General features: G+C 72.8%; 25 protein-coding genes. 12 read left to right on the top strand and 13 right to left on the bottom strand.

The window, feature by feature from the left end; genetic code table 11:
- Positions 1–98: 98 nt before the first annotated feature.
- On the top strand, positions 99–704 hold the full coding sequence (locus IF655_RS05565; RefSeq protein ID WP_199582406.1) for a hypothetical protein: 606 nt from the start codon (positions 99–101) through the stop codon (positions 702–704).
- 20 nt (positions 705–724) lie between these two features.
- On the opposite strand, the gene IF655_RS05560 is transcribed toward IF655_RS05565, so the two are convergent.
- Positions 725–1660: a serine hydrolase gene (locus IF655_RS05560; protein WP_199582404.1), complete on the bottom strand. Its 936-nt coding sequence runs from the start codon at positions 1658–1660 to the stop codon at positions 725–727.
- A complete protein-coding gene (locus IF655_RS05555; RefSeq protein WP_199582403.1) occupies positions 1657–2580 on the bottom strand; it encodes a LysR family transcriptional regulator in 924 nt (307 codons plus the stop codon). The genes IF655_RS05560 and IF655_RS05555 overlap by 4 nt, the downstream gene beginning before the upstream one ends.
- A gap of 142 nt (positions 2581–2722) precedes the next feature.
- On the opposite strand from IF655_RS05555, the gene bla reads away from it, so the two are divergent.
- From bla to IF655_RS05540, 3 genes are all read left to right on the top strand, one after another.
- Positions 2723–3652, top strand: coding sequence for a class A beta-lactamase (gene bla / locus IF655_RS05550; RefSeq protein ID WP_199582402.1), 930 nt, complete (start codon positions 2723–2725; stop codon positions 3650–3652).
- A 303-nt stretch (positions 3653–3955) separates the two neighbouring features.
- Positions 3956–4873, top strand: coding sequence for a hypothetical protein (locus IF655_RS05545; RefSeq protein ID WP_199582401.1), 918 nt, complete (start codon positions 3956–3958; stop codon positions 4871–4873).
- A gap of 196 nt (positions 4874–5069) precedes the next feature.
- Entirely contained in the window at positions 5070–5246 is a 177-nt protein-coding gene (locus IF655_RS05540; RefSeq protein ID WP_199582400.1) for a hypothetical protein, read from the top strand.
- 16 nt (positions 5247–5262) lie between these two features.
- Here the strand turns inward: IF655_RS05540 and IF655_RS05535 are convergent, their stop codons facing one another.
- Both IF655_RS05535 and IF655_RS05530 read right to left on the bottom strand, forming a co-directional pair.
- Positions 5263–6261, bottom strand: a complete 999-nt coding sequence (locus IF655_RS05535) for a phosphotransferase (protein WP_199582399.1) — start codon at positions 6259–6261, stop codon at positions 5263–5265.
- Between the two features lie 58 nt (positions 6262–6319).
- Complete coding sequence (locus tag IF655_RS05530) at positions 6320–7459, bottom strand: ROK family transcriptional regulator (protein WP_199582398.1); 1140 nt, start codon at positions 7457–7459, stop codon at positions 6320–6322.
- 144 nt (positions 7460–7603) lie between these two features.
- On the opposite strand from IF655_RS05530, the gene IF655_RS05525 reads away from it, so the two are divergent.
- Both IF655_RS05525 and IF655_RS05520 read left to right on the top strand, forming a co-directional pair.
- On the top strand, positions 7604–8908 hold the full coding sequence (locus IF655_RS05525) for a DUF1479 domain-containing protein (RefSeq protein WP_199582397.1): 1305 nt from the start codon (positions 7604–7606) through the stop codon (positions 8906–8908).
- A gap of 129 nt (positions 8909–9037) precedes the next feature.
- A complete protein-coding gene (locus IF655_RS05520; RefSeq protein WP_199582396.1) occupies positions 9038–9505 on the top strand; it encodes a hypothetical protein in 468 nt (155 codons plus the stop codon).
- Here the strand turns inward: IF655_RS05520 and IF655_RS05515 are convergent.
- Positions 9500–10840, bottom strand: a complete 1341-nt coding sequence (locus IF655_RS05515; RefSeq protein WP_199582395.1) for an MFS transporter — start codon at positions 10838–10840, stop codon at positions 9500–9502. The two genes, IF655_RS05520 and IF655_RS05515, sit on opposite strands and share 6 nt — an antisense overlap.
- A gap of 138 nt (positions 10841–10978) precedes the next feature.
- Complete coding sequence (locus tag IF655_RS05510) at positions 10979–11251, bottom strand: DUF3761 domain-containing protein (RefSeq protein WP_206775499.1); 273 nt, start codon at positions 11249–11251, stop codon at positions 10979–10981.
- A gap of 243 nt (positions 11252–11494) precedes the next feature.
- Between IF655_RS05510 and IF655_RS05505 the strand changes: the two genes are divergently transcribed.
- A complete protein-coding gene (locus tag IF655_RS05505; protein WP_199582394.1) occupies positions 11495–12142 on the top strand; it encodes a transcriptional regulator in 648 nt (215 codons plus the stop codon).
- A 50-nt stretch (positions 12143–12192) separates the two neighbouring features.
- Positions 12193–13158, top strand: coding sequence for a threo-3-hydroxy-L-aspartate ammonia-lyase (locus tag IF655_RS05500; RefSeq protein ID WP_199582393.1), 966 nt, complete (start codon positions 12193–12195; stop codon positions 13156–13158).
- Between the two features lie 55 nt (positions 13159–13213).
- Here IF655_RS05500 and IF655_RS05495 read toward each other — a convergent pair whose 3' ends face one another.
- Positions 13214–15124 carry an acyl-CoA dehydrogenase gene (locus IF655_RS05495; RefSeq protein ID WP_242488567.1) on the bottom strand — a complete coding sequence of 637 codons (1911 nt, stop codon included), beginning with the start codon at positions 15122–15124 and terminating at the stop codon, positions 13214–13216.
- 385 nt (positions 15125–15509) lie between these two features.
- Between IF655_RS05495 and IF655_RS05490 the strand changes: the two genes are divergently transcribed.
- From IF655_RS05490 to IF655_RS05475, 4 genes are all read left to right on the top strand, one after another.
- Complete coding sequence (locus IF655_RS05490; RefSeq protein ID WP_199582392.1) at positions 15510–16193, top strand: ScbR family autoregulator-binding transcription factor; 684 nt, start codon at positions 15510–15512, stop codon at positions 16191–16193.
- A 268-nt stretch (positions 16194–16461) separates the two neighbouring features.
- Entirely contained in the window at positions 16462–17697 is a 1236-nt protein-coding gene (locus tag IF655_RS05485; RefSeq protein ID WP_199582391.1) for a cytochrome P450, read from the top strand.
- A gap of 53 nt (positions 17698–17750) precedes the next feature.
- Positions 17751–18353: a ScbR family autoregulator-binding transcription factor gene (locus IF655_RS05480; protein ID WP_199582390.1), complete on the top strand. Its 603-nt coding sequence runs from the start codon at positions 17751–17753 to the stop codon at positions 18351–18353.
- 167 nt (positions 18354–18520) lie between these two features.
- A complete protein-coding gene (locus tag IF655_RS05475) occupies positions 18521–19354 on the top strand; it encodes a bifunctional 2-polyprenyl-6-hydroxyphenol methylase/3-demethylubiquinol 3-O-methyltransferase UbiG (protein WP_199582389.1) in 834 nt (277 codons plus the stop codon).
- Positions 19355–19413: 59 nt separating this feature from the next.
- On the opposite strand, the gene IF655_RS05470 is transcribed toward IF655_RS05475, so the two are convergent.
- From IF655_RS05470 to IF655_RS05445, 6 genes are all read right to left on the bottom strand, one after another.
- Complete coding sequence (locus IF655_RS05470; protein WP_199582388.1) at positions 19414–19905, bottom strand: peptidylprolyl isomerase; 492 nt, start codon at positions 19903–19905, stop codon at positions 19414–19416.
- A gap of 245 nt (positions 19906–20150) precedes the next feature.
- The gene (locus IF655_RS05465; RefSeq protein WP_199582387.1) at positions 20151–21401 is read right to left on the bottom strand and encodes a cytochrome P450; all 1251 of its coding nucleotides are present in this window, start codon (positions 21399–21401) and stop codon (positions 20151–20153) included.
- A gap of 107 nt (positions 21402–21508) precedes the next feature.
- Positions 21509–21664, bottom strand: coding sequence for a DUF6131 family protein (locus IF655_RS05460; RefSeq protein ID WP_199582386.1), 156 nt, complete (start codon positions 21662–21664; stop codon positions 21509–21511).
- Positions 21665–21770: 106 nt separating this feature from the next.
- A complete protein-coding gene (locus IF655_RS05455) occupies positions 21771–22847 on the bottom strand; it encodes an NAD(+)/NADH kinase (RefSeq protein ID WP_199582385.1) in 1077 nt (358 codons plus the stop codon).
- 115 nt (positions 22848–22962) lie between these two features.
- The gene (locus IF655_RS05450) at positions 22963–23793 is read right to left on the bottom strand and encodes a serine hydrolase (protein WP_199582384.1); all 831 of its coding nucleotides are present in this window, start codon (positions 23791–23793) and stop codon (positions 22963–22965) included.
- Between the two features lie 129 nt (positions 23794–23922).
- Positions 23923–24858 (bottom strand): CAP domain-containing protein, encoded by a 936-nt coding sequence (locus tag IF655_RS05445; protein WP_199582383.1) that lies wholly within the window; start codon positions 24856–24858, stop codon positions 23923–23925.
- Positions 24859–25126 lie beyond the last annotated feature (268 nt).

Raw genomic sequence — 25126 nt, 5'->3', positions numbered from 1 at the left:
TGCGCCCACGCGGACCCGGGTGCACGATGGTGGTGAAGACGCCTTCGGGCCGGGACTCCGCCACGCGGCCGTGAGCAGGCGAGAGGAGGCGGCGGCCGATGACTCGCATTCCATGGACGCCCCCGGTCACCCGGGTCCGCCTGTGGCGCTGGCGGCGCAACCCGCTGCGGCGGCGCAGCGATCTGGCCGAGGGCTGGATCATCCTTCTCACCTGGATCTTCGCCGTCCTCGGCGGTGCGCTCGCGGGCTGGGCGGCCGGACAGACCGTGGACGCCTCGCTCGCCGCCCGCCGCGCCCAGGTGCACACCGTCTCCGCCGTCCTCACCGCGGACGCGGCGCGGACCGTCTCCGAGGGCAGCGGCTACGAGGGCGACCACGTGTGGGCGACCGTCCGCTGGACCGACCCCGACGGCTCGGTGCACACGGGACGCACGAAGGTACGCCCCGGGACCTCGGCGGGCACCGCCACCACCGTGTGGACCGACGGCACCGGCAGGACCGTGCCCCCGCCCGCCTCCGTCGCCGAGGCGGCCCTCCAGACCGTCCTCACCGGTCTCCTCGTCGCCCAGGTCAGCGGTACGGCCGTGTGGGCCGGGGGCAGGCTGCTGCGCGGCTCGCTGGTGCGGCGGCAGCTCTCCGAGTGGGACAAGGAGTGGAAGCGCGTCGGACCGGAGTGGCGCAAGCTCAGCGGGGGCAGGGGCTGACCGCCCTTTCCGGGTCCCGTTCAGCCGCGCAGCGCCTCGAACGCCTCCCGTGCCGCCGCCCCGATCGCGCAGTCGACGTCCGGCGCCAGGGCCGCCCGACGGTCCGCGCGGGTCAGCGCCGCCACCGCCACCCGGGCACCGGAGTCCGCCTCCACCACCCCGATCTCGTGCCGCAGATGCAGGAACGTGCCGGTCTTCCCTCTGAACCGCAGGGAATCCGCGCGCAGTTCACCGCCCATCCGCTGGGTGAAGACCTGATGCCCCATCAGACGGCGCAGCTCGGCGGTGGCGCCGGGTACGGAGATCCGGTCGAGCCACACCCGCTCCAGCAGATCCACGAGGGCGGAGGCCGTTCCCGCGTTCGCCCGCGCCGGATCGAGCGTCTCGATGGTGTGCCGCCCGGTCCGCTCGTCGCGCACCGCCAGTTCCAGGGCGAGCGAGAAGTCGTTCCCGGACGCGCCCGCCGCGCACGCGTACATGTGGCTCATCCGGTGCCGCACCCGCAGATCCGGGCACCCCCACTCCCGCAGCCGCGCGGCCACCTCCGCGACCGGCACCAGGTCGAACAGCAGGTCGGCGGCGGCGTTGTCGCTCACCGACAGCATCAGCAGCAGCAGATCACCGACGGCCACCGTCGCCGGATGCCGGAAAGCCGCGAGCCCGGTGGGACCGACGGCACCGGCGGCCGGGGTGTACGTCACCGGGTGCGCCGGGTCGAGTTCCCCGGCCGCGATCCGGTCCAGGACCACCAGGGCGAGGGGCACCTTCACCACCGAGGCGAGCGGCAGCGAGATGTCGGCGTCGAAGCCGAGCCGCTCGCCCGAGTCGAGGTCGCGGGCCAGGAACGAGCCGCGCACCCCGAGCGCGTCCCAGTCACGGGCGACGGACTCCGCGACGTCCAGCAGGCGCCCGTCCGAGGCGGTGAACACGGGCCGGTACGGCTCCTCGGCGTTCATCCGCCCCCCACGAGTTGTGCGGCAGCCCGCTGGTCGGTCGTGCCGCGCCGCACCGCGCCCACGACGGACGCCAGTGCCCTCGCCAGCCAGTCGGGCACTCCGCCCCGCTCGCTCGCACGCAGGTCGTACCCCCGGTGCAGCGAGGCGTCCGCGAGCGGCGCCCAACTCGCCCCGTGCCGCGCCGCGAACGGCTCCGCGCACAGCAGCGTCGCCCGCCCGGCCAGCGTCTCGGCCAGCGCGGTGGCGGCGGGACCGGCGCTCGCGACCAGCCGCTCCGGCAGCCCGGCACGGGCCACGGCACGCGTCAACCGGTCCCGGAAATCGGGCACTTCGTCCTCGGCCAGGGTGAGGAGGGGGAGGGCGCCCGTCCGCGCGGCACCGGGCTTCCGGCGCGGTCGCAGATCCTCCAGATGGACCACGCGCCGCTCCGCTCCCGGAGCCGATGCCAGCCCCAACGGCACCCGGAGCGCCGCCCGTTCGGGGGCGACCCGGGCGACTGCATAGGTGAGCGAGCCGTCGGCTATCCCGAACTCCCTTGCCTGCGGTGTGAGTTCGCGCACCGAGAGCGGCAACCCGCGCTCGGCACCCGCCCGGATCACCCGGGCCAGCGCCACCGGGGCGCAGTCCGGCGGCACCCCGACCGCACGCACCCGCCCCGCCCGCGCCGAGCGAGCGGCGCCCTCCAGACGCTCGGCACGCTCCAGCACGTCCCGCGCGTACGGCAGCAGCGACATGCCGAAGTCCGTGACCGTGACCTGCCGTCGCGAGCGGTCGAAGAGCTGCCCCCCGAAGTGCGCCTCCAGGGACTTGATGCGGCGGCTCAGCAGCGGCTGGGCGATCCCGAGCCGGTCGGCCGCCCGGGAGAAGCTCGACTCGTCGGCGGTCGCCGCGTACGCCGCGAGGTGCGCGAGGAGATCCATCCAGGCGTCATATCAAAAAGACATGCGGGCTTCAAAGTTCCCTCTTGGACATGGGTGGTGTCCGGCTGTTTCGCTGTCCTCCCGTCGGTGATCCACGAAGCCCGACGGCCGACTCCTACGGACGATCCGGGAGGACCTCGCCATGCCCCGCACCACCCCCCTGCCCCGCCGCCGTCTGCTCCGGGCGGGCGGTGCCCTCGCCGCTGCCGCCGCGCTCACCCCCACGGTGACCGCACGCGCCGCCGCCGACTCCGCGCCCGACGACGTGAGCGCCCGACTGCGCGCGCTGGAGCGGGAGTACGACGCACGCCTCGGTGTCCACGCCCGCAACACGCGCACCGGCAGGACCGTGACGTACCGCGCGGGGGAGCCGTTCGCGATGTGCTCGCTGTTCAAGGCGTTCGCGGCGGCGGCCGTACTGCGCGACCACTCCGGACCCGCGGGCCGCGGTGGCCGCTCCGGGCTCGACGAGGTGATCCACTTCCCGCCCGCCGACATCCTGTCCAACTCCGAGCACAGCGGGGACTTTCTGGAGACGGGCATCCCGGTGCGCGAGGCGTGCGCGCTCGCCATCCGGTACAGCGACAACACGGCGGGCAACCTCATGCTGCGCCGCATCGGCGGTCCGGCCGGACTCACCCGGTTCTTCCGCTCCCTCGGCGACGAGGTGAGCAGGCTGGACCGCTGGGAGACCGACCTGAACAGTGCGATCCCCGGTGACCCGCGCGACACCACGACCCCGTCCGCCCTCGCACGGAGCCTGGAGCGGCTGACCCTGGGACGCGCGCTCTCCGGCGCCGACCGGCGGCAGCTCGTCGCCTGGCTGAAGGGCAACACCACCAGCGCCAAGCGGTTCCGCGCGGGGCTGCCCGAGGGCTGGACGCTGGCGGACAAGACCGGCACCGGCTCCTACGCCAGCGCCCACGATCTCGGTGTCGCCTGGACCACGCGCGGCACCCCCGTCGTGCTCGCCGTGCTCACCACGAAGGCGGAGCGGGACGCGCCCGTGGACGAGACGCTGATCGAGCGCACCGCCCGCCTCCTCGCGCAGACGGTCGCACCCGGCGAGTAACCCTCCGAGAGGGGAGATCAGGCGGTGTCCGTGTCCGGGGATGACGGGACATGTCGACCGTCCCAACTCCCGGATACCGGTCCCGATGCCGACATTTTCCATCCGTGCTGAGCTGCGAAGTCGGTCCGGTTGAGCTTCGGCGGTGATGAACTCGTGGGAAATTGACGGGAGTTGTAAAGCCGACAAGACTCTGGCTATCTTCGCTTGGCCTCGGGCGAGCGAAGCGACGCGAGCCGCCGTGCGCCGACGCCGGTGTGTCGCGTCCGCCACCTCCCACACCTGCCGAATGGACAGAGGCTCACCTTGTCACGCTCTCAACCAGCCAGGTCCCTCGCCGCGGTCGCGGCCACCTTCCTCGCGGCGGCAGCCGCCCCCCTGATCGGGGCGGGCTCGGCCCACGCCTCCGACGGTGCCGGATGCCAGTCCGCCACCGTCCAGTACCGCCTGGTCGACGCGGACGGCAAGACCGTCGGCGCGGACTGGACCTCGCAGGGCGGTTTCCACCAGTGGGACAGCGTCCCCGGCACCGTCGAGGTCCGCCTGGCCCCCGGCCAGAGCGTCGGCGAGGGCTGCAAGTACCCCGTCTCGCTGGCGGAGTACACCACGGAGGGTCCGAACTGGGCCTCCTCCGGTCAGCAGCAGATGGTCGACAAGGACACCGTCTACCTGACCGGCAAGGACGTCGCGGGCCAGGACGACGCGGACCGCACCTGGCAGAAGCTCAGCGTCAAGGCGCCCACCTGCTTCGGCCAGATAGACCTGTACGGCGACGACACCGCCTACGACGGCAAGGAGGGCGCGGGCCACGGCCAGTTGCCCGACGTGCGGACCGGCGTGCTCACCCCGTACCACCTGATCGCCGCGTGGAACGGCGGTGACAAGCGCTGCGAGTCCACCACCCCGCAGTCGCCGTCCTCGCCCTCCGCGCCCAGCCCGTCCGCCTCGGCTCCGGAGTCCTCCGCGAGCCCGAAGCCGAGCGCGCCGTCGGACAAGGCGACCACCCCGGCGCCGAAGCCCTCCGGCACGCCGTCGACCAGCTCGCACGTCCCGCCGCTGAACAGCTCCCCGTCGGCCGCGCCGAAGGCGTCGCCCAACGGCGGTGCCAAGCCGCCGCTGGCGGAGACCGGCGCGGGGTCGGTCGGCATGGTCGCGGGCGGCGCCGCCCTGGTGCTGGCCCTCGGCGCCGGAACGGTCTACGTCAGCCGCACGCGCCGTTCCTGACAGCGCGCCACAGCGGGAGGGGGAGCCGTCGGCGGACGGCTCCCCCTCCTCCGTGTGTACGGCATGTGTGCAGGTCAGCGCGGGGTTACTGATCAGTTTCCCAATACCGGCAGTAACATGATCACCTTGACTTCGGGTGTTACCCGTCAGTCAAGCCGGCGCGGTCCGCGAGGACGCGCCCTGCCCGGAGATGGCCATGTCTGCTGCCGACGAAGCATTCGAGAACGCGCGTTTCTCCTACGACCAGCACATGCGCACGTGCCGCCAGTGCCATGCCGACGCCGCCCCCTGCGCGGTGGCCAAGCATCTGCTGCGCATCTACAACAACGCCCGCCGGGACCGTATGCGCGCGGGCGGCTCCGCGACGGCGTGACCGCACCGTCGCCCGCTCAGCGAAACGGCGGCTCCTCCAGCAGTTCCAGCAGCGCGCGACCGCCCCGCACCGCCGTCAGCGGAGCGGCCGAGGGGAAGACACCGCCCCAGGAGCGGACCCGCCCCAGCACGCCCAGCCGCCAGGCGACGCGCGCCGCGCGCCGTAGCTCCGCCGCCGTGTGGCCGTCGCCGGTCCACGGCTCCAGATAGGCGTCGCGCAGCCGGGGCAGTGCCCCGGCGCCGTACCGCTGTTCGACCTGACGGCCCGGGACGCGCAGGCTGTTGAAGGGGTGGGAGACGACCGCGTCCCCCCAGTCGAAGAAGAGGTAGCGGCCCGGCTCCGGGCGGAACACCTGCCCCTCGTGCAGATCCGCGTGGTCCAGCGAGTCGGGGATGCCCAGGGCCGCCAACTCGGCGCACCAGTCCACCAGCCGGGGACGCAGCGCGGTGAGCCGGGCCCGGTCCGCGGGCTCCAGCGAGGCGCTCGCGGCCAGCAACGCGTCGAAAAGGGCGGGCAGTTCGGTCGTCCGGATGCGCTGCACCCCGAGCCGTTCGATCGCGTCCGTGTGCGGGACCAGGGCGCGCTGCGTCGTGGCGTACTGCTGGAGCAGGTCCTCCCACGCGCGGGGTTCGACGCGCTCGGTCTCCAGTACGGTGCGGAACAGCGGGCCCTCGTGCGGCAGCAGCGACCAGCCGCGCCCGGCGTCGACGGCGAGCGGTCGCAGCACCCGGTCCGGCACCCGGTCGGCGAGGGCAGCGGTCAGCGGGGCTTCGAAGCAGCTCGCGGGCGGGTTCGCCTTGAACCACACGGTGCCGTCCCCGTCCACGGGCACCCGCATCAATATCGACCACGGGCGTACGCGCGCGCTCGGCGTCCCGCTCGCCCGCAGTCCGTGCCCGGCCAGCCGCTCACCGATCCAGTCGAGCGCCGCCCGCCGCCAGTCCTCCCGGTCCCAGGGGGTCACCGCGTCCGGGTAGGCGCCTCGGTCCACGTCGGTGGGAGTGTCCAGTCGCATCCGGCCATCCCAGCAGCGAAGTCCCGCGGTGACCAGTGGTTTTCGCGAAAGGAGTCGATCACTGACCGGGATGCGCCGACCGTACGATCAGGTCCCGCAGCTCCTCCACCGCCCGCTCGCGGGCGCCGGTCAGTTCAGGTGCCGGCACGGTGGCCGCCGTGACGGGGACGGGGCGCGGGCCGCCCGTCACCTGGCGGCGGATCGCGTCGATCATCTCCGGCAGCCGCCCCCACTCGCCGCCCACGACCACCAGGTCCGGATCGGTCAGGGCGACAGCCGCGCTCAGCACGCCGCCGACCGCCCGCGCGAGCGCCTCGCGCGCCCGTGCCGCGTCCGCCGTGCCGTCCCCGGTGACCGCCGCCCGTACCGCGTCCGCGTCGATGGCCGTCGAGTCGTCCCGGCGCAGTCCGAGCGCGGCGAACACCTCGGTCAGCGGCATCGCCGTACCGTCCGGACCCGGCACGCACACATGGGCGATCTCGCCCGCGAGCCCCCGGTGACCGCGCCGTACGGCGCCGTCCGTGACGACGGCGCAGCCGAGCCCCTCCCCGAGATGGACGTACACGAAGTCGTCCACCCCCGCCGCGCCGCCCGCCCTGCGCTCGGCGCGAGCCGCCCAGTTGATGTCGTTGTCCACCAGGACGGACCCGGTGACGTGCGGGGCGAGGACGGCGGCGGGGTCCAGATCGCCCACCAGGAACGGGGCGTCGGGCAGCCGGACCAGTCGTCCGCTCGCCCGGTCCACCGGGTCGGCGGCGCTGACCACCGCCGTGCGCGGGGCGCCCCGCTCGGAGGCGGCGAGCTTCGCGGCGACCTCGGCCAGGGCGCGGGCGGCCCGGCGTTCGCCCGCGTTGCGCCCGAGGTCCGCGCGGGCGCGGTCCACGGTGTTGCCGAGGGCGTCGACGGTCTCGGCGGTCACGCCGTGCGGGGTGATGCTCGCGACCAGCGCGGTGCCGAGTCCGGGGGCGAGGGCGTAGTAGGAGCCCGCGCGCCCGCGTCCCGTGGTCCGCTCGCCGGTGTCGACGAGCAGTCCGGCACCCGCCAGGCGCTGCACGCCGTCGGAGATGGTCGGCTTCGAGATGCCGGTCAGGGCGGCGATCTCCGCCCTGGTCAGGCGTGGGTGCGCCATCAGCGCGCGCAGCACGTTCTCGTCGGTGAGCGCGCGGAGCATCTCCAGGGACGGCTTGGCGGGAGTCATGGACCGCATCCTAGTAAGGGCTGTTGCCTAAAGCCGGTGCGCTGTCTACCGTGGGGATTGGTAAGGAGTCCTGACTAAATAATCCGACCGGATTCCATGCCGTCGTACGTGACCCGAGAAGAGCCGTACCGAAGGAGCCGGGCGATGACGCTCGCCGCTGAACAGCAGCCCCACACGGGGGAGTTGCCGCACTGGGACACCGTGCCCGAGGACCTGCCCGCCGCGATCCGCACGATCAAGACCGCGCTGCGCGCCCGGATCGAGGCGTCGGGGCGGACCGTCGAGGAGGTCTACGCCGTCGCCGAGCGGCGGGTCGCCGAGCGGGTCGCGGAGATCCGCGCGGCGCGCGCGGCGGGCGAGCCGGTCTGGCCCGTGATCGACTACGCCGACATCGAGAACGGCACCGTGACCTCCGAGCAGCGCGCGGCGGTCGAGCGGCGCGGCTGTCTCGTCGTGCGCGGTCACTTCCCGCGCGAGCGGGCGCTCGCCTGGGACGCCGGGATCGTGGACTACGTCGAGGGCAACCGGTTCTTCGAGAACTACCGCGGTCCCGGCGACGACTTCTTCGGCAGCGTCGGCTCCCGGCCCGAGATCTACCCGGTCTACTGGTCCCCGCCCCAGATGGAGGCGCGGCAGAGCGGACGCATGGCCCGCGTCCAGTCCTTCCTCAACTCCTTCTGGAAGCACACCTCCGACGGGGTCCAGTGGTTCGACCCCGACCGCGACGCGCTCTACCCCGACCGCATCCGCCGCCGTCCGCCGGGCGCCGACTCCGCGGGTCTCGGCGCCCACTGCGACCCCGGCACCCTCGACCTGTGGATGACCGGCGCCTACCAGCGCGCCTTCCGCCACCTCTTCGACGGCACGGTCGAGGAGTACGACCCCTGGGACCCCGCCCACCGCACGGCGGGACCGCAGTACCCCGGCTCCACCATGTGCTCGGCGTTCCGCACCTTCCAGGGCTGGACCGCGCTGTCCGACATGGACCACGACCAGGGCGTCCTGCACACCGTGCCGGTCCCCGAGGCGATGGCCCTGCTGATGCTCCGCCCGCTGCTCGCGGACGTCCCCGAGGACGACATGTGCGGGGTCACCGTCAACCAGGTCTTCCCCGCGAGCGAGCAGTGGCACCCCCTGCTGCTCGAAGCCCTCTCCGGCATCCCGGACGTGCGCGCCGGGGACTCCGTCTGGTGGCACTGCGACATGATCCACAGTGTGGCGCCCGTCCGGGACCAGCAGGGCTGGGGCAACGTCATGTACATCCCCGCCGCGCCCTGGTGCCCCCGCAACGAGGAGTACGCCGACTCGGTCCGCGCCGCCTTCCTCACCGGCTCCAGCCCCTCCGACTTCCCCGAGGAGCACTACGAGCGCACCTGGCCGGACCGGTTCGGCCCCGACTCCCTGAACGAGACGGGGCGCCGGGGACTGGGCTTCGAGGAGGCGCCGTAGGGGAGACCCCGAGGGCGGCATCGGGGAGACCCGGAGTGCGGCATGGGGGAGACCCGGAGCGTGCGTCGGGGGTCGTGATCGTGCCCCCGCACGAGGTGGCGCGGGGGCACGGCGGCCTAGCGTCCTGGCATGACATCGATCAAGCCGGTCGCCACCGACATCCTCCGCGCCGCCGCCCTCCTTCCGGTCAGCGTGCGCCGCTCCGTCACCGCGCTGACGGACCGTGACCCCCGCCGCTTACGCCGACTGCTGCACGCCGGGACGGGCATCCCGCTCGGCGCCGTCTCCCTCGTCCTGGTCGGCATGGAACTGCTGGTCATCGCGCGCGGGGCGCTGTACGGGCTGGTCGACCGGGGTCCGTACGACCACTCGTGGGGCGGTCCGACGCGCGCCGGGGCGTGGCTGGCGCACTTCCTGCTCAGCCTGCCCGTGGTGGCCGGGGGTCTGGGGCTGCTGTGGTTCATCGCGTATCTGCACGACCGCCTCGGTGCCCGCTTCGTCCGGGGCGAGCGCACCGGCGCCTGGGCGCTGCCCGTCACCCTGCTGCTGTCCGCCGGGGCGGTCGTGTTCGTGATCGCCTGGACCCATCAGCTATAGCGCGGGGACCTTCTCTCCCGGCTGCGCCTCCGCCCTGCTCAGCGCCGCGTCCCGGGTGTCCGGCATCAGGACGTAGGTCACCAGGGAGATCAGCGCGCAGCCGGAGACGTACCAGAAGAAGAGGCGCTCGTGCCCGGCGTCCTTGAACCACAGGGCGACGTATTCCGCCGTGCCGCCGAAGAGGGCGTTGGCGACGGCGTAGGGGAGGGCGACGCCGAGGGCGCGGACGCGGGTGGGGAACAGCTCCGCCTTCACCGCCGCGTTGATCGAGGTGTAGCCGGTGACGATCACCAGCGCCAGCAGGGACAGCCCCAGCGCGGGCCAGAAGGAGGACGCCGAGCCGAGCGCCGTCATGATGGGGTATGTGCCCACCGTGCAGCCCACCGCGAAGGTGATCAGCAGCGGCCTGCGCCCGATCCGGTCGGAGAGCGCCCCGGCCAGCGGCTGGAGCAGCGCGAAGACGGTGAGCGCGGTGAAACTCACCAGCGTGGCGGTCGACTTGGCCATACCCGCGCTGCCGATCAGATACTTGGTGAGGTACGTGGTGTACGTGTAGTACGCCACCGTGCCGCCCAGGGTGAGCGCCATGACCAGGCCCGCCTCGCGCCGGTGCTCCCACAGCGCGGTGAGCGTGCCGCGCGCGGTCTGCGCGCTCTGCCCGGCCGCCTCCTCGGTGAACGCCGCCGTCTCCGTCAGCCGCCGCCGCAGCCAGAACACCACCAGGGCGAACACCGCGCCGATCACGAACGGAAGCCGCCAGCCCCAGCTCTTCAACTGCTCGTCGGTCAGGGTGTGTTGGAGCGCGATCAGGATGGCGAGACCCAGCAGTTGGCCGCAGGTCATCGACACGTACTGGAAGGAGGAGCCGAGCCCGCGCCGGTTCCGGGCGGACGCCTCGGTGAGATAGGTGGCGCTGGCCGCGTACTCGCCGCCGATGCTGAGCCCCTGGAGCAGCCGGGCGAGCAGGAGGACGAGGGCGCCGAAGTAGCCGACCTGGCCGTAGGTGGGGGCCACGGCGATGAGCAGCGCGGCCACCGACATCATCGTGACGGTCAGGGTGAGCGCGCTCTTGCGGCCGTGCCGGTCGGCGGCCCGTCCGAGGATCCATCCGCCGACCGGGCGCATCAGGAAGCCGACGGCGAAGATGCCCGCCGTGTTGAGGAGTTGGGTCGTCGGGTTGTCGCCCGGGAAGAAGGAGTCGGCGAAGTAGATCGCGAAACTGGCGTAGACGAACCAGTCGTACCACTCGACGAGATTGCCGAGCGATCCGCCGACGAGGGCGAGACGGCGGCTGCCGGGGGAGTCCGTGGACGGTACGGCCGTGGGGGGTGTCATGGCGGCTCCAGGAGACGGCGAAGTCCCGGAGGCACGGCACATCCGCCGTCCCGCCGGGACACGGGTCCGCCCGATCATGAGTCACCGGACCCACCCGCACAAGGGGCCGTCACCCCCGTGACGACCCCCGGGGCCGGCCTACTTGAACCAGTACTTCACACCGCGGTGGTGCGAGCAGGTGCCCTGCGAGTGCGCCGAGTACGACACCGAGGCGTCCTTGCACTTCGCCGTCTCGTACTTGTCCTTCGGCTTCTGGTGGTGCGTCCAGCCGCAGACCCCGGTGGTGTGGTGCACACAGTGGTGGGCCGTGTTCTTGGACGGCAGCGCCGTCGCGGCGGACGCGGACGGTGCGCCGAAGACGGCACCGGCGAGAGCGACGGCGACGGCCGTGGCGGCCAGGCGTGCGCGCAAAGGAATCCCCCCTAGAGATCAGATGTGTTGCTCGCGTGAAGATCGTATACCACTTTCTTCACATGTTTTGCGAGTTGGGCGAGGAATGAGGGGGTGGGGGCGCGATGCGAGGCGGGTGCGAGAGGGGGTGCGCGTAAAGCCGTGGTGCGGCGCGGGGCTCGGATGTATTGTCCAGAACTGGAAATCCGGTCCAGACGTGCTGTTCACGCGGTCCGGCAACTCCCCTGCGAGCGGAGGACGTTCATGGAGCACCCCGACGCCGACGGGCGCGACGCGGACGAGCATCTGATCGGGGAAGCCGAGAAGATCGCCGTCGCGCTCGGGCGGATGTTTCCCGGGCTGTGCGAAGTGGTGCTGCACGACCTGCGCGACCCCGACCACGCGATCCGCGCGATAGAGAACAACCTCTCCGGGCGCCAAGTGGGCGACGCGGCGACCGAGTTGGGGCTCGCCCGCATCGCGGACCCGCGTTACCCGGGCGTCGTCCAGAACTACCCCAACCGCTTCCCCGACGGCCGCCCCGCCAAGAGCACCTCCATCGGCATCAGGAACTCCGCCGGTGACTACGTCGCCGCGCTCTGCCTCAACCTCGACGTCTCCGTGCTCTCCCCGGTCGCCCTCACCCTCGGCCGTCTCGTCGCCACCGGCACCGAACACCCCGACGAGCCACCGGAGTCGCTCGGCGACCGCACCGCCCGCGAACTGCGCACCGCCGTCGAGTCGTACGCCGCCCGCGACGGGGGCACTCCGAGATCCCTGAGCCGCGAAGCCAAGCGGGACCTGGTGCGCAGGCTCCACCGCGAGGGCTGGTTCGCCTCCCGGGACGCCGCCCGGAGCATCGCGGACCTGCTCGGGATCTCCCGGGCGACCGTCTACAACTACGCCGGATGACCGGCCCGTTCACGTCCACCCGTACCGCCGATCACCCCAGGGGACCCACCATGGCCGCCGTACCCTCCCTCACCCTCGACGACGTCCGGGCCGCCGCCGCGCGGCTGGAAGGCATCGCCCACCGCACCCCCGTCATCACCTCGCGCACCCTCAACGACCGTGTCGGCGCAGAGGTGTTCGTCAAGTGCGAGAACTTCCAGCGGGTCGGCGCCTTCAAGTTCCGGGGCGCCTACAACGCCGCCGCCCGGCTCACGCCGGACCAACTGGCCAAGGGCATCGCCGCGTTCTCCTCCGGCAACCACGCGCAGGCCGTCGCCCTTGCCGCCCGGGAACTGGGCACCACCGCCGTCATCCTGATGCCCGAGGACGCCCCCCGCTCCAAGATGGAGGCGACCCTGGGCTACGGCGCCGAGGTCGTCACCTACGACCGCTACACCCAGGAACGCAACGCGCTCGGCACCGACCTCGCCGAGGAGCGCGGACTCGCCCTGATCCCGCCCTACGACCACCCCGACGTCATCGCCGGACAGGGCACCGCCGCGCTCGAACTCCTGGAGGAGACCGGCGAACTCGACGCGCTCGTGGTTCCCGTCGGCGGCGGCGGACTCATCGCGGGCAGCGCCACCGCCGCCAAGTCCCTCCACCCGGCGATCCGGATCATCGGGGTCGAGCCGGAGGAGGGCGACGACACCAAGCGCTCCCTCGACAGCGGCGAACGCGTCACCATCCCGGTGCCCCGCTCCATCGCCGACGGCCAGGTCGTACCCTCGCCCGGCGAGATCACCTTCGCCCTCAACCAGCGGCTGGTGGACGCCATCGCGCTGGTCAGCGACGAGGAGATCGTGGAGGCGATGCGGTTCGCCTTCGAGCGGCTGAAGATCGTGCTGGAGCCGAGCGGTGCCACCGGTCTGGCCGCCCTGCTCTCCGGACGCGTCGACGACCTCCCGCGCCGCGTCGGCGTCATCGCCTCGGGCGGCAACATCGACACCCGCCGGTTCACCGAACTCGTCGGCTGACAAAGGCGGTTGCGGGCGCGGTCACCAGGGACCGCGCCCGAGGACGCCGTACCGCCTACTCGGGCGGCAGCGCGTAGTCCGCGAGCGACACCGCGCCCGAGTTGGCGAGCGGCACACCGTCCAGGAAGGCGTCCGGCAGATCGAACGCCTCCACCAGGGCGCTCATGTGCGGGGCCAGCTCGCGCAGCACGTCGTCCACCAGCTCGGGCAGAGCGCAGACCTGTTCCGCGGAGAGATGCCCGTGCGCCAGCAGGTCACCGCTGTGGGCGCTCGCCTCCTGGAGCAGGAACAGCAGGCACAGCCGCCCGAGCAGCGCCCGCGCCCCCGGCTCCGCCGCCCGGTCCACCGCGTCCAGGAAGGCGTCGGCCGCCCGCAGCCGGGCGTGCGCCGAGACCATCTCCAGAGCCGCTGAGGAGGCGCCGTTCCAGCGGGCCACGGGGTCGCCGGACGGTCCCCGCCGCAGCCGGGTCCGCGCCCGGTCCCGCCAGATCGACTCCGCCCGCGCCAGCAGCTCCCGCAGATGCCTCGGATCGGTCAACTGGGCCGTGTCGACGGGGGAGTGGAGCGGACCCGCGGGCGGCTGCTCGGCGAACAGCAGCTCGGCGGCAGCCTTCACCCAGATCACCGTGTTGTCGCCCTCGGCGGTGACGGTGCCCTCGATGTACTGCGGGAACTCGGAGAGCCCGTTCGCCGCGAACAGCGCCTGGGCGCCGCAGCGTTCACGGCACTCGACGGTGACCTCCCGCGCCTTCCAGGTGATCCAGCCCTTGGCCACGGCCACCAGCCGCTCGGCCTCCGCCTGCCGTTCGGTGTCCGGGTCCGTGCGGTGCGCGGTCCAGCCCTCCAGCGCCCGGCGGTGCAGGAAGGTCATGGCGTAGGAGGTCGCCAGACCCTTCAACAGCGGACCGTGGTGGGAGCGGTGGGCGTTCACGGGAATGCGCTCGCCCGCGCGCGGACCGCTGACCTGCCGGTGTCCGCCGTAACGCACGGCTATGGCGAGCGCCGCCCGGGTGGCGCCGATCGCCGCGCCGCTCATGCAGAGCTTGCCCATGGTGACCCGGCCGATGGAGCGCAGGAACCGCTTGCGCCGGTTGCCGAGTTCGCTGTGCAGCGTCCCCTCGGCGTCCAGACGGCCGTGCGCGGACTCCAGCAGGGCGGAGCGGGGCAGCGGTACGTGGTCGAAGGAGGTCATGCAGTGGTCGACGGGCGCGCCGGTGCGCATCGGCAGCCTGCGCACCTGGACGCCGGGGCGCAGCCCGTTCTCGTCGCTGAGCGGGGTCAGGAAGAGGAAGACCCCCTCGTCCCGCCCGTCCACCAGCAGCCGGGCGGCGACCACCGCGCTCTTGGGACCGCCGGTCAGACTCGTGTTGGGCATGAACTTCTGGGCACCCGGACGCGGGGTGTGCAGAACGAACCCGCCGGTCTTGGGATCGAGTTCGGCGGTGGTCTCCAGCGCCGAGGCGTCGTTGCCGTGCTCCAGCTCGGTGCACAGGAACGTGCCGACGCGGCGGAGCGAGGTGAAGTCGGACAGGTCGCGCCCGCCGTCGTGGTCGAGCAGGCTGCCGAGGAAGAGGTTGTAGTGGATGCTCGCCACGGTGCACAGTCCGCCGCCGCCGTCCACGATGGCCGCCCACTCGTGCAGGGCCGCGAGTTCCGCCGGGTCGTCGGCGAGCCGCTCCGGGGCTCCGGCGGTGTCGTTCACCAGGCGCAGCCAGGCGTAGGAGAGTTCGGCGCGCTCGGCGGCTTCGAGTCCCGGGCGGTGCCGGAAGGTGTCGCGGGCGATCAGCTCGCGCCAGCGTCCGTGCCCGCGCTCGCGGGCACCGCCGTCGAAGAGGAGCCGGGTCAGCTCCGCCACCGCCGCCGCCGAGGACGGCGCGGAACGGGGCGAAGGGAGGGGGACTTTGTGGTGCTCGTCGTCGTTCCCGGGTGCCGAGGGGAGTTCTGCCTGAGGTGTCAGAAGAGTCATGAGCCCGCTCCCGTGGTCGCAGATCCGGCAGGAAGGGATGCGCAGTGTCAGAAGATACGGACCTTCCGGTTTGCTTATCAAGCAAAGACTCTGTCAATCGGTCACCGCACGGTTGCGTAATGTGGGCGCTTCGGGTTCGACAACTGACCGAAACTGAACGGGTTTTACGGGGATGCGGCACCCCTCGCATGGCACGCCGGGTCGGTCCGAAGGCGTTGTGATACCGGGCGGCACGTCTTATCGTGGCCGGCGGTGAGGAGCCCCGGCGCTCGTACGTGAGGGCGAGCGCACGCTTGAAAGGGCGAGTTGCCGGGTGGCAGGATGCGTACCCGCCGGTCTCTTTCCGTCACCGACCGGGCCGTGAAGCCAGTGCGGAGGGTGTGCCGTGGCGCTGCAGGAACGTGCGATCAGGACAAGGCGCAACATCCTGGTGGCAGCCGCCGACGTGTTCGCCGACGTGGGGTACGAAGCCGCGACGATCTCCGAGATCCTCCAGCGCGCCAACGTCACCAAGGGCGCCCTCTACTTCCACTTCGCCTCCAAGGAACAGCTCGCCCAGGCCGTCCTCACCGACCAGCTCACCTCCGTACCGGACACCCCGCCGCGCGAACTGGTCCTCCAGGAAGGTCTGGACGCGGGCTTCCTCCTCGCCCATCTGCTCGGCCAGGGCGATCCGCTGGTGCGCGGCAGCGTCCGGCTCACCGTGGACCAGGGCTCGCCCCAGGACGGTCTGGACCGGCGGGTGCCCATGGCGTCCTGGATCGACCACAACGCCAAGCTCCTGGCCCGCGCGAAGGCGAGCGGCGAACTCCTGCCGCACGTCGACGTCGAGGCCGCCGCCAAGGCGTTCGTCGCCGCCTTCACCGGCGCCCAGGTGCTCTCCAAGATCATGAACAACCACTCGGACCTCATGGAACGCGTGGTCGACCTCTACCGGCATCTGATGACCAGCATCGCCGTCCCCGCCGTCCTGGTCCGCCTCGACATGGGTCTGGACCGGGGCGAGCGCGTCCACGCCGAGGCGCTCGCCCTGCGCCGGGACGCCGAGGAGCCCGGCGTCACCGGCTGAGCGCCGGGGGCGCCGGGGAGGGCGGGGACCGGACCGCCGCCCGGCCGATGCCCGGACCGCCCCGACCGGTAGCCGCCCCGACCGGCAGCCGGTGGTCGGTATCCGGTATCCGGTATCCGGTGCCGGGACGACGGCACGGCCGTGCCCCGGCGCCCCGGACGCCGGTACACCCCTCGACCCACGGACCCGCCCGGACGCCGGGAGCCTCCCGCCGACCGGCACCGCAGCACGACCACGTGAGCGCAGGACCGAACCAGGGAGGACACCGATGGAGACGACCGCCTGCCCCTACGTCTTGGACATCACAGGGCGCGACCACCAGGGCGAAGCCGCCCATCTGCGCGGACAGGGTCCCGCCGTCCCCGTCGAACTGCCCGGCGGCGTGATCGCCTGGGCGGTCGTGCGGCAGACGTACGTGGAACGGCTGCTGGCCGACCCGCGCGTCTCGCGCAGCGCCCGGCTGCACTGGCCCGCCTTCATCGAGGGGAAGATCACCGAGGACTGGCCGCTGTACCCCTGGGTGGCCAACGAGAACATGCTCTTCGCCTACGGGGAGCACCACTCCCGGCTGCGCAGGCTCGTCGCGGGCGCCTTCACGCTGCGCCGCTCCGAGGCGCTGCGCCCCCGCGTCGAGGAACTCTCCGCCGAACTCCTCGACTCCCTCGCCGCCGTGGCCCCCGGCACCCCGGTCGACCTGCGCACCGACTACGCCGAGGTGCTGCCCCTGCGCGTGATCTGCGAGCTGTTCGGCGTGCCGCGCGGCGCCGAGACGGACGCGCTCTCGGACGCGCTCAGCACCGTGTTCAGCTCCACGACCCCGGCCGCCGAGATGGAGGCCGCCCGGCTCCAGGCGTTCGGGCTCCTCGCCGGGCTCGTGGCGGTCAAGCGGGAGCAGCCCGGGGACGACCTCACCAGCTCGCTGATCGCCGCCCGGGACGACGGCGACCGGCTCACCGAGGAGGAACTGCTCGGCTCCCTCTTCATGTTCATCGCCGCGGGGCAGGACACCACCGCCACCCTCATCACCAACGCGGCCGGCGCCCTGCTCACCCACCCCGAGCAACTGGAGCACGTCCGGGAGGGGCGGGCGACCTGGGCGGACGTGGTCTCCGAGGCGATGCGGGTGCACACGCCCGGCGCGTACTCGCCGCTGCGGTTCGCCGTCGAGGACATCGACCTGGACGGCGTGACCATCCGCAAGGGCGACTGCATCCTCGTCGACTTCGCGGCGGGCGGTCACGAGACCGACCGGCACGGACCGGACGCGAGCCGCTTCGACGTGCTGCGCACCAAGCGCGACGTCCTCGGCTTCGGGCACGGACCGCACCGCTGCCTCGGCGCCCCGCTCGGCGAGATAGAGGCTGCCTCCGCCCTCTCCAAGCTGTTCGGGCTCTTCCCGGACGTACGACTGGCGTGCGCGCCCGAGGAGTTGCAGCCGCTGCCGACCTTCATGCTCAACGGATACCGTTCGCTGCCCGTGCTGCTGCGGCCGGCGGACGCCTGACCGGCGTGGGGCGCGGGCTCGTTCCCGGAACGGGGCTCTGAAGGGGGAGCGCCATGGTCAAGCAGGAGCGCGCCGTCCGTACCCGGCAGGCTCTCGTCCGCGCGGCGGCGGAACTCTTCGCCGCCGACGGTTACGCCCGTGCCTCCTTACCCGCGATCAGCGCGCGGGCCGGGGTGAGCACGGGCGCCCTGCACTTCCACTTCCCGGACAAGGACGCGCTGGCCGGAGAGGTCGAGCGGGTCGCGGCGCGCACGGTGCGGGAACTGGCCGGGCGCTGCGGGCGCTCCGAGGGCAGCGCGCTCGGGGCGCTCGTCACCGCAACCCGGCAGCTCGCGGTCACCCTCGCCGCCGACCCCGTGACCTCGGCGGGCTTCCGGCTCAGCGGCGACCCCGCGCGGCGGCACCGGTCCGGGCTCCTCGACTGGTGGCAGGCATGGGTGCGCGAGACGGTCGGCCGGGCCGAGGAGGCGGGCGAACTGGCGGACGGGGTCTCCTCCGAGGGCGCCGTGGTCGCGGTCGTCGCCGCGACCGCCGGGTTCGAGGCGCTGGGCAGCCGGGACCGCGACTGGCTCTCCCGCGAACGGATGGACCGCTTCTGGACCCTGCTCCTGCCCTGCCTGTCCTCCCGCCCGCCCACGAAAGAACCCCGCCCCTGACTTCCCAGGGACGGGGTTCTCGATGGAGCGCCGGGCAGGCCTTGCACCTGCATCTCCCCGCAGGAAGCGGGACGTCTTTCCTTGGACCACCAACGCACAGCGCGTCACCCGCACTTGGGCGCCTCGCTCATGAGCAAGCTTAGCCTACGATCACGGTGAGGTGAGCCGTGGCCGACGACTGGACGTGGGACGAGACGCTGTTCGCGGGTGCGGCCGCGCACTACACGCGTGGGCGCCTGCCCTACGCCCCGGACCTGGCACCCGTGCTGGCCCGCGCGCTGCGCCTGGACGGCACCGGGCGCCTGCTGGACGTGGGGTGCGGCCCCGGCACGCTGACCCTGCGCCTCGCGCACCTGTTCGCGGAGGCGGTCGGCGTGGACCCCGACCCGGGGGTGATCGCGGAGGCGCGCCGTCTGTCCCGCGCGGCGGGCGCGGCCGACAGGACGGTGTGGGTGCGGGCGCGGGCCGAGGAACTGCCCGGCGGACTCGGCACCTTCGACGTGGCGGTCTTCGGGCAGTCGTTCCACTGGATGGACCAGCCCCTGGTCGCGGCGGCGGTCCGGGACCTGCTCCGGCCCGGTGGCGCGCTGGTGCACGTCGCGGACGTCAAGGACGGGGAGGGCGGCGGGGAGACACGGTGGCCGCGTGTTCCGTACGAGGGCATCTCGCGGCTGGTGAAGGAGTACCTCGGTCCCGTACGGCGCGCGGGGCGTGGGGTGTTGCCGCGTGGGACGCCCGGCGGAGAGCGCGAGGTCTTCCGGCGGGCCGGGTTTCTGGGGCCCGAGCGTCATGTCGTCCCGGGTGCCGGGGAGTTGACGCGGGGCGAGGACGACGTCGTCGCCGGAGTGTTCTCGCTGTCCTCGTCGGCGCCGCATCTGTTCGGGCGTCGATTGGGCGCGTTCGAGGGGGAGTTGCGGGGGCTCTTGCGGGGGTGGTCGCCGCAGGGGTGGTTCTCGGAACGGGGGCCGGACACCGAGGTGTTCGTGTGGCACGCCCCGTGAACCGGCGTCGCCGTGCCCCCGAAAGGGGGGGCACGGCGCGGGTGGGTCGGCGGGTGCCGTCAGACCGTGCCGCTGGCGGCGACGGTGATCTTGCCCCGGGTGGCACCGCTGTCGCTGCCGAGGGACTCGACCTTGTCCACGATGTCCTGGCCCTCGACGACCTCGCCGAAGACGACGTGCTTGCCGTCGAGCCACGGGGTGACGACCGTGGTGATGAAGAACTGCGAGCCGTTGGTGTTCGGACCGGCGTTCGCCATGCTCAGCAGGTACGGGCGGTCGTGCTTGCGGGAGAAGTTCTCGTCCGCGAACTTCTCGCCGTAGATGCTCTTGCCGCCGGTGCCGTTGCCCCGGGTGAAGTCGCCGCCCTGCAGCATGAACTGCGGGATGACGCGGTGGAACGGCGAACCGGCGTAGCCGAAGCCGTGCTCGCCGGTGGCCAGCTCGCGGAAGTTCTTGGCGGTCTTCGGGACCACGTCGTCGTAGAGGCGGAAGACGATCCGGCCGGCCGGCTGGTCGTCGATGTTGATGTCGAAGTAAACGTTGTCGCTCATGGAGATCAACCTACCGTCGTGCGGCGTCCGGCGTTCACCGACGCCTGGTTCGGGGTGCCTGCGGGAGTGTGATCCTTGGCGCACAAATCCCGGAATATTCTCGACTGCAATCACTTGTGCGGGTGAGTTTGAGTCTCAATCACCGTCTGGGGGAGGGGCGTTGACCAACCCTGGTGCCTGGTATGTGCGCATCTGTGAACTCCGTCACCCGTTGCCCCCCGTTCGCGGTCCGGCGAACAACTGACCTACCAAGCGACCGGCAGCGTCCTCGGTCCCCGGATCAGCCCGTCGCGCTGGAACTCGACCTCCCCGGGCGGGACCGCCAGCCGCAGCGCGGGGAAGCGTTCCATCACGGAGGCGATCAGCACCTCCGCCTCCATCCGGGCCATCAGCGCGGCCAGACAGAAGTGCGGTCCGTGACCGAAGGCCACGTGTCCTGGACCGGTGCGGTCGAAGTCGAGCGCGTCCGGGTCGGGGAACACCTCAGGGTCGCGGTTGGCGGCGACATAGGCGTTGTAGACCGCCTCGCCCTTGCGGATCACATGGCCGCCGATCTCCACGTCCTCGGTCGCGACGCGGGGGATGCCCACGCCGTTGCGGTGCGGGACGTAGCGGAAGAGTTCCTCCACCGCCCTCGGCAGCAGCTCCGGCTCGCGCCGCAGCCGCGCGAACTGCTCCGCATGGGTGAGCAGCGCGTACATCATCGACCCGCTGTTGTTGCGCACCGCGTGACCGCCGCTGACGTAGACCGCCATGGCCAGCGAGACCGCCTCGTCGTCGGTGATCTCACCACTCGCGGCGGCAGCCGCCAGCACCCCGGCGAGGTCGTCGCGCGGCTCCTCGCGGCGGCGGCGCAGCAGGTCCACCACCCGCCCGCGTGTCGTCGCGCGGGCCTGTTTGTTGCGGTCCTGCCCGGCGGGCGCCTTGGACAGCAGCGCCTCCGAGTGACCCGCCCAGGCGCGCCAGTCGTCCTCGTCGGCGCCCAGGAACGCGCAGACCACGGCGATCGGGAACGGCGTGTACAGATGCTCCATGAGGTCGCCGGGCGGTCCCGCCTGCTCCATGCCGTCCAGCGCCCGGTGGGCGATGCGCTCCGCCACGGGCCGCAGTCGCGCCATGCTCCGCGCGGTGAACGCACGCGCGACGACCCGCCGCAGCACCGTGTGCCGCGGCGGGTCGATGTACTGGAGCCCCGCCGTCTGGGAGGCGACCGCCTGGGGCGCCATGCTGGTCACCGCGCGCCCGACCAGCTCGGCGCGGGAGAAGCGGGGGTCGGAGGTGACCGTACGGACGTCCTCGTACCGGGTCACCAGCCAGGCGTACCCGTCGCCGTACGGCAGGCTGATGCGGGTGATCGGTTCGTCGCGCAGCAGTTGGTCGAAGAACGGGTCGGGGTCGAGCGCGGGCAGGTCCTCGACGGTCCACGGTCGCACCGGCGGCGGAGGCGGGGGAGAGGCGGGGGCGGCATCCGGCGCGGACGTGGAGTCGAAGGGCATGACGCATCACTCCCGAAGTTTCCGGTCGGCCCGGGCGGTGCGAACTCTGCCCCGTAGCCTGCCTCAGCCCCTCGGAGCCCGCACGCCGGGTACGTCCGGCCCGGGAGTCACCAGTAGTGACGACGACCGGCGATCGCGTGACCGGTGGCCCCCAGAATCCACAGCACCGCACCCACTACCGCCAGGATGATGCCGATGGTCCACAGGATCGAGATCCCGGTGAGAAAGCCGATGATGAGCAAGATGACGCCGACGAGGATCATGGTCCGCCTCCTGCGGTGAGGGAGTTCCTGTCTCTCCTGGTGCCCCCGAACCGCACACATTCTCCTGCCCGGCCGGGAATTCTCCGGCGGTCCGCACGAGCGGCCGTCAGGACTCCCGTCGCGTGCGGTCCTCGGGACGGGAGGGCATCGCGAGGTGGGCGAGGTCGCCCGGCGGCGGGGAGCGCACCGGCCACAGCGGAGCGGCGCCGCCGTCGGCCACCGCGGCGGGCGCGTCGGTCAGGTTCATGCGCTCGCGCAGCCGCCCGTAGAAGTCCATCGGCCCGAGCCGCACCACCCGCAGCCTGCGGGAAGCGGCGTACACCCCGATCCAGTCGCCGGGGTCGAGCACCCCGCGCACCTGCCCGTCGATGCTCACCGCCGCCGGACCCGAGCGGTCCAGGATCCGCAGCGCGATCGGCTCGTCGGGGGCGGCCAGCACCGAGCGGTTGAACGCCATGTGCGGCGCGACCGGCGTGAACAGCAGCCCCTCCGCGCGCGGCGAGACGACCGGTCCCCCGGCCGCGAAGCTGTACGCCGTCGAGCCGGTCGGCGTCGCCACCATCAGCGCGTCGGCGGAGTACGACGCGAGGAGCTGCCCGGCGATGTACACGCCCACCGACACCTGGCGGTCCCGGGTCAGCCGCTCCACGACCACGTCGTTCAGCGCGGTGACGTTCAGCGCGACACCCCAGTCGTCGCTCTGCTCGCACTCCCCGCGCACCCTCGGCGGCGGCAGCAGCGGACCGCGTCCGTGGCCCACCAGCGGCTCCATGTCCTTGGGCACCTCCAGGCGGCAGGAGGCGCGCAGGGTGAGCAGCATCCGGCTCTCGACGTCGAACCGGTTCTCCTGCACGGCGTCCAGGGCGGCGCGCACCGCCGGTGCGGGCACCTCGGTCAGGAACCCCACGCGTCCGAGGTCGACCCCGAGGATCAGGGCGTCGTCCTCCGTCGCCAGGCGGGCACCGCGCAGGAAGGTGCCGTCGCCGCCCAGGGTGACGATCAGGTCCGGGTCGTGCGCGGCGGCGACCTCCTCACGGGCGCTGTGCCGCGCGCCCTCGCTCCACACGTCGATGTCGGCGCACCCCACCCCGTGCCCGGCGCACCACTCGCGCACGGCGTCCGCCGCGGCCAGCGCCGCCGGGCGTCCGGCATGGACGACCAGACCGATCCGGTTCACCGTCATGTCCGTCGCCTCCCGGCCGCTCGCCCAGGGGGCCATCCTCGCCGGGAATCGGTACGGCTGCGCGGCGCGCCACGCCGCGCCGTGCCCGGCGGTCGGTCGGTCGGTCGTGGGAGGTTCAGCCCGCGACGGCGGCGCGGGCCGCGCGCTCCACCAGGGCGACGCCGTCCTTCATGGAGGTGTTGCCGTCCGAGAGGACCGCGACGAGGTAGCGGTGTCCGCCCCTCTCGATCCGGCCGACGCTGTTGACGTCCCACAGACCGGTGGTGTTCCGCTGGAGCCAGCCGTTCTTCAGCGCCTCGTGCGAACCCGCCGCCGACACACCCCAGGACTGCTCGTCGGCGACGTTCCCCATCAGCGAGCGGATGTAGGCGCGGGACGAGGCGTCGAGCGGGGTGGTGCGATCGGGGTCGAACACCGCGCGCAGCAGCCTGATCTGGTCCCTCGGCGTCGTGCGGGTCAGTCCCCAGCGGGGTCCGGAGCCGCCCTGCGTCTCGGTCAGCCCGAGGCGCTTGTTGGCCGCCTCCAGACCCGGGGCGAGCCCGATGCTCCGCCACAGGGCGTTCGCCGCCGCGTTGTCGCTGTGCTCGATCATCGCCTTCGCCTGGACGCGCTCCGCCGCGCTCAGTCCGTGACCGGCGTCCCGGGCGCGCAGGAGGGCGGACGCGAGGATGTCCACCTTGACGATGCTGGCCGTGTCGAACGGACCGGCGTCGCCGTGGACCTCGGGCGTGTGATCCGCGTCGTCCAGGTCGAGGACGGCGGCGGCGACACGGGACGTGCCCCGGGCGTGTACCGCCTTGGCGAAGTCCGAGCCGTGTTCCGGCGCGGCGGCGGCCGGGAGCGCGCCGGCCGTCACCAGCGCGGCCGTCAGCGCGGCGAGCGCGCCCGTGGCCGTGGTGCGCCGCGCCCTTTTGGCGCGGAACGGGTGCGTGAGCGGGTGGAGCATGGGGAGCGCCCTTCGCGGTGGGGGGTGGGGCACGGTGCTGGGAACCCAATCAGAAACGCCCGGGCCCCGACGTGACGGCTGCCACCCCGGGACCCGGTTCGCGTGAAATGTGACCAGGGCGACACGGTCCTACCGGGCGGTGCCGAAGTCCTGGGTCCAGTAGCTGCCGGGCTGCGCGAGACCGACGCCGATCTCCTTGTAGGAGCAGTTGAGGATGTTCTCGCGGTGGCCGGGGCTCGCCATCCAGCCCGCCATGACCTCGGCCGGGGTGGAGTAGCCGTACGCGACGTTCTCGCCGTACGCGCTCCACTGGTATCCGGCGGCGGTGATCCGGGAGCCCGGGTCGGAGCCGTCGGAGCCGGTGTGCGACATGTTCTGGTGGGCCGCCATGTCGTCGCTGTGCGCCTGCGCGGCCTTGTTCAGCTCGGCGTTGACGGTCAGGGCGCTGCAACCCACCTTCGCGCGCTCGGCGTTGACCAACTGCACGATCTGGGCGACGGCACCGGAGGCGGTGGCGGACGGGGCCGGGGTGGCGGCGGCGGTCGTCCTCACCGGCTTCGGGGCGGCGGGCTCGGGCGCGCTCGGGGACGCGGTACCGGCGGCGGACTCCACCGCGGTCTTCACGGCGCTCGGAGTGACCTTCGGGGAGGCGGACTTCACCGGCGCCGAGGAGGGCGCGGAGGTGGTGGCCTTCGGGCGGGGCGCCGCGCTGTGGGTGCGGGCGGGAGCGGGGCGACGGTGCTCGGCGTGCGCGCGGTGCTCGCGGGCGGAGGGCGTCGCCGCCGGGGTCCCGGGCGCCGTCGAGTCCGTCGACTCCGTCGAGGAGGGGGCCGGGCTGCTCTCGTGGCCCTGGGGGCGGGCGGCGTCCCAGCCCCGGGGGATGTGGTCCGCGGTGTCCTGCTGCCGGTCCCACGCCGTGCGGTACGGCGCCGAGCCCGCCTGCGACCCGCTGTCGTCGCCCCACTTGACGCACGCCATGGCGGCGGAGGGCACACCCACCGCGCCGACGGCGACGGCGGCTATCACCATCCGCCGGTACTGCTGCTGCTTGCGGTGCCTTGCCATGTACGACCTCACTGCCATTGCGCGGACTTCGCCTTCTCAACTGCGAAGACGCTCTGCGAGACGCCATTCTTAGGAGGCGTTCACAGCGTGCGCAAAGAGCGGCTCGTACTACCCCGCCTCGTAGGACAGAAGCGGTCCGTACGTACAGGCAGGGGTGGGGCCCCCCCCCCGCCCCGGGGGGGGGCCCCCCCCCCCCCCGCGGGCCGGGCCCCCCCCCCGGGGGGCCCCCCGGGGGGGGGCCCCGGGGGCAAAACCCCACCCGGCCGGG

This window comes from Streptomyces sp. DSM 110735 (assembly GCF_016482685.1).
In the GTDB taxonomy this organism is placed as follows: Bacteria; Actinomycetota; Actinomycetes; order Streptomycetales; family Streptomycetaceae; genus Streptomyces.
This window is presented reverse-complemented; position numbering and strand designations above follow the sequence as displayed.

What these genes read in the sequence shown, in the direction of transcription:
- IF655_RS05460 (WP_199582386.1), bottom strand. Translation starts at nt 21,664, where the DNA reads ATGATCCTCGTCGGCGTCATCTTGCTCATCATCGGCTTTCTCACCGGG.
- bla (WP_199582402.1), top strand. Translation starts at nt 2,723, where the DNA reads ATGCCCCGCACCACCCCCCTGCCCCGCCGCCGTCTGCTCCGGGCGGGC.
- IF655_RS05470 (WP_199582388.1), bottom strand. Translation starts at nt 19,905, where the DNA reads ATGAGCGACAACGTTTACTTCGACATCAACATCGACGACCAGCCGGCC.
- IF655_RS05560 (WP_199582404.1), bottom strand. Translation starts at nt 1,660, where the DNA reads ATGAACGCCGAGGAGCCGTACCGGCCCGTGTTCACCGCCTCGGACGGG.
- IF655_RS05505 (WP_199582394.1), top strand. Translation starts at nt 11,495, where the DNA reads ATGGAGCACCCCGACGCCGACGGGCGCGACGCGGACGAGCATCTGATC.
- IF655_RS05530 (WP_199582398.1), bottom strand. Translation starts at nt 7,459, where the DNA reads ATGACTCCCGCCAAGCCGTCCCTGGAGATGCTCCGCGCGCTCACCGAC.
- IF655_RS05445 (WP_199582383.1), bottom strand. Translation starts at nt 24,858, where the DNA reads ATGGCAAGGCACCGCAAGCAGCAGCAGTACCGGCGGATGGTGATAGCC.
- IF655_RS05465 (WP_199582387.1), bottom strand. Translation starts at nt 21,401, where the DNA reads ATGCCCTTCGACTCCACGTCCGCGCCGGATGCCGCCCCCGCCTCTCCC.
- IF655_RS05500 (WP_199582393.1), top strand. Translation starts at nt 12,193, where the DNA reads ATGGCCGCCGTACCCTCCCTCACCCTCGACGACGTCCGGGCCGCCGCC.
- IF655_RS05555 (WP_199582403.1), bottom strand. Translation starts at nt 2,580, where the DNA reads ATGGATCTCCTCGCGCACCTCGCGGCGTACGCGGCGACCGCCGACGAG.
- IF655_RS05485 (WP_199582391.1), top strand. Translation starts at nt 16,462, where the DNA reads ATGGAGACGACCGCCTGCCCCTACGTCTTGGACATCACAGGGCGCGAC.
- IF655_RS05535 (WP_199582399.1), bottom strand. Translation starts at nt 6,261, where the DNA reads ATGCGACTGGACACTCCCACCGACGTGGACCGAGGCGCCTACCCGGAC.
- IF655_RS05450 (WP_199582384.1), bottom strand. Translation starts at nt 23,793, where the DNA reads ATGCTCCACCCGCTCACGCACCCGTTCCGCGCCAAAAGGGCGCGGCGC.
- IF655_RS05455 (WP_199582385.1), bottom strand. Translation starts at nt 22,847, where the DNA reads ATGACGGTGAACCGGATCGGTCTGGTCGTCCATGCCGGACGCCCGGCG.
- IF655_RS05525 (WP_199582397.1), top strand. Translation starts at nt 7,604, where the DNA reads ATGACGCTCGCCGCTGAACAGCAGCCCCACACGGGGGAGTTGCCGCAC.
- IF655_RS05565 (WP_199582406.1), top strand. Translation starts at nt 99, where the DNA reads ATGACTCGCATTCCATGGACGCCCCCGGTCACCCGGGTCCGCCTGTGG.
- IF655_RS05520 (WP_199582396.1), top strand. Translation starts at nt 9,038, where the DNA reads ATGACATCGATCAAGCCGGTCGCCACCGACATCCTCCGCGCCGCCGCC.
- IF655_RS05480 (WP_199582390.1), top strand. Translation starts at nt 17,751, where the DNA reads ATGGTCAAGCAGGAGCGCGCCGTCCGTACCCGGCAGGCTCTCGTCCGC.
- IF655_RS05540 (WP_199582400.1), top strand. Translation starts at nt 5,070, where the DNA reads ATGTCTGCTGCCGACGAAGCATTCGAGAACGCGCGTTTCTCCTACGAC.
- IF655_RS05515 (WP_199582395.1), bottom strand. Translation starts at nt 10,840, where the DNA reads ATGACACCCCCCACGGCCGTACCGTCCACGGACTCCCCCGGCAGCCGC.
- IF655_RS05495 (WP_242488567.1), bottom strand. Translation starts at nt 15,124, where the DNA reads ATGACTCTTCTGACACCTCAGGCAGAACTCCCCTCGGCACCCGGGAAC.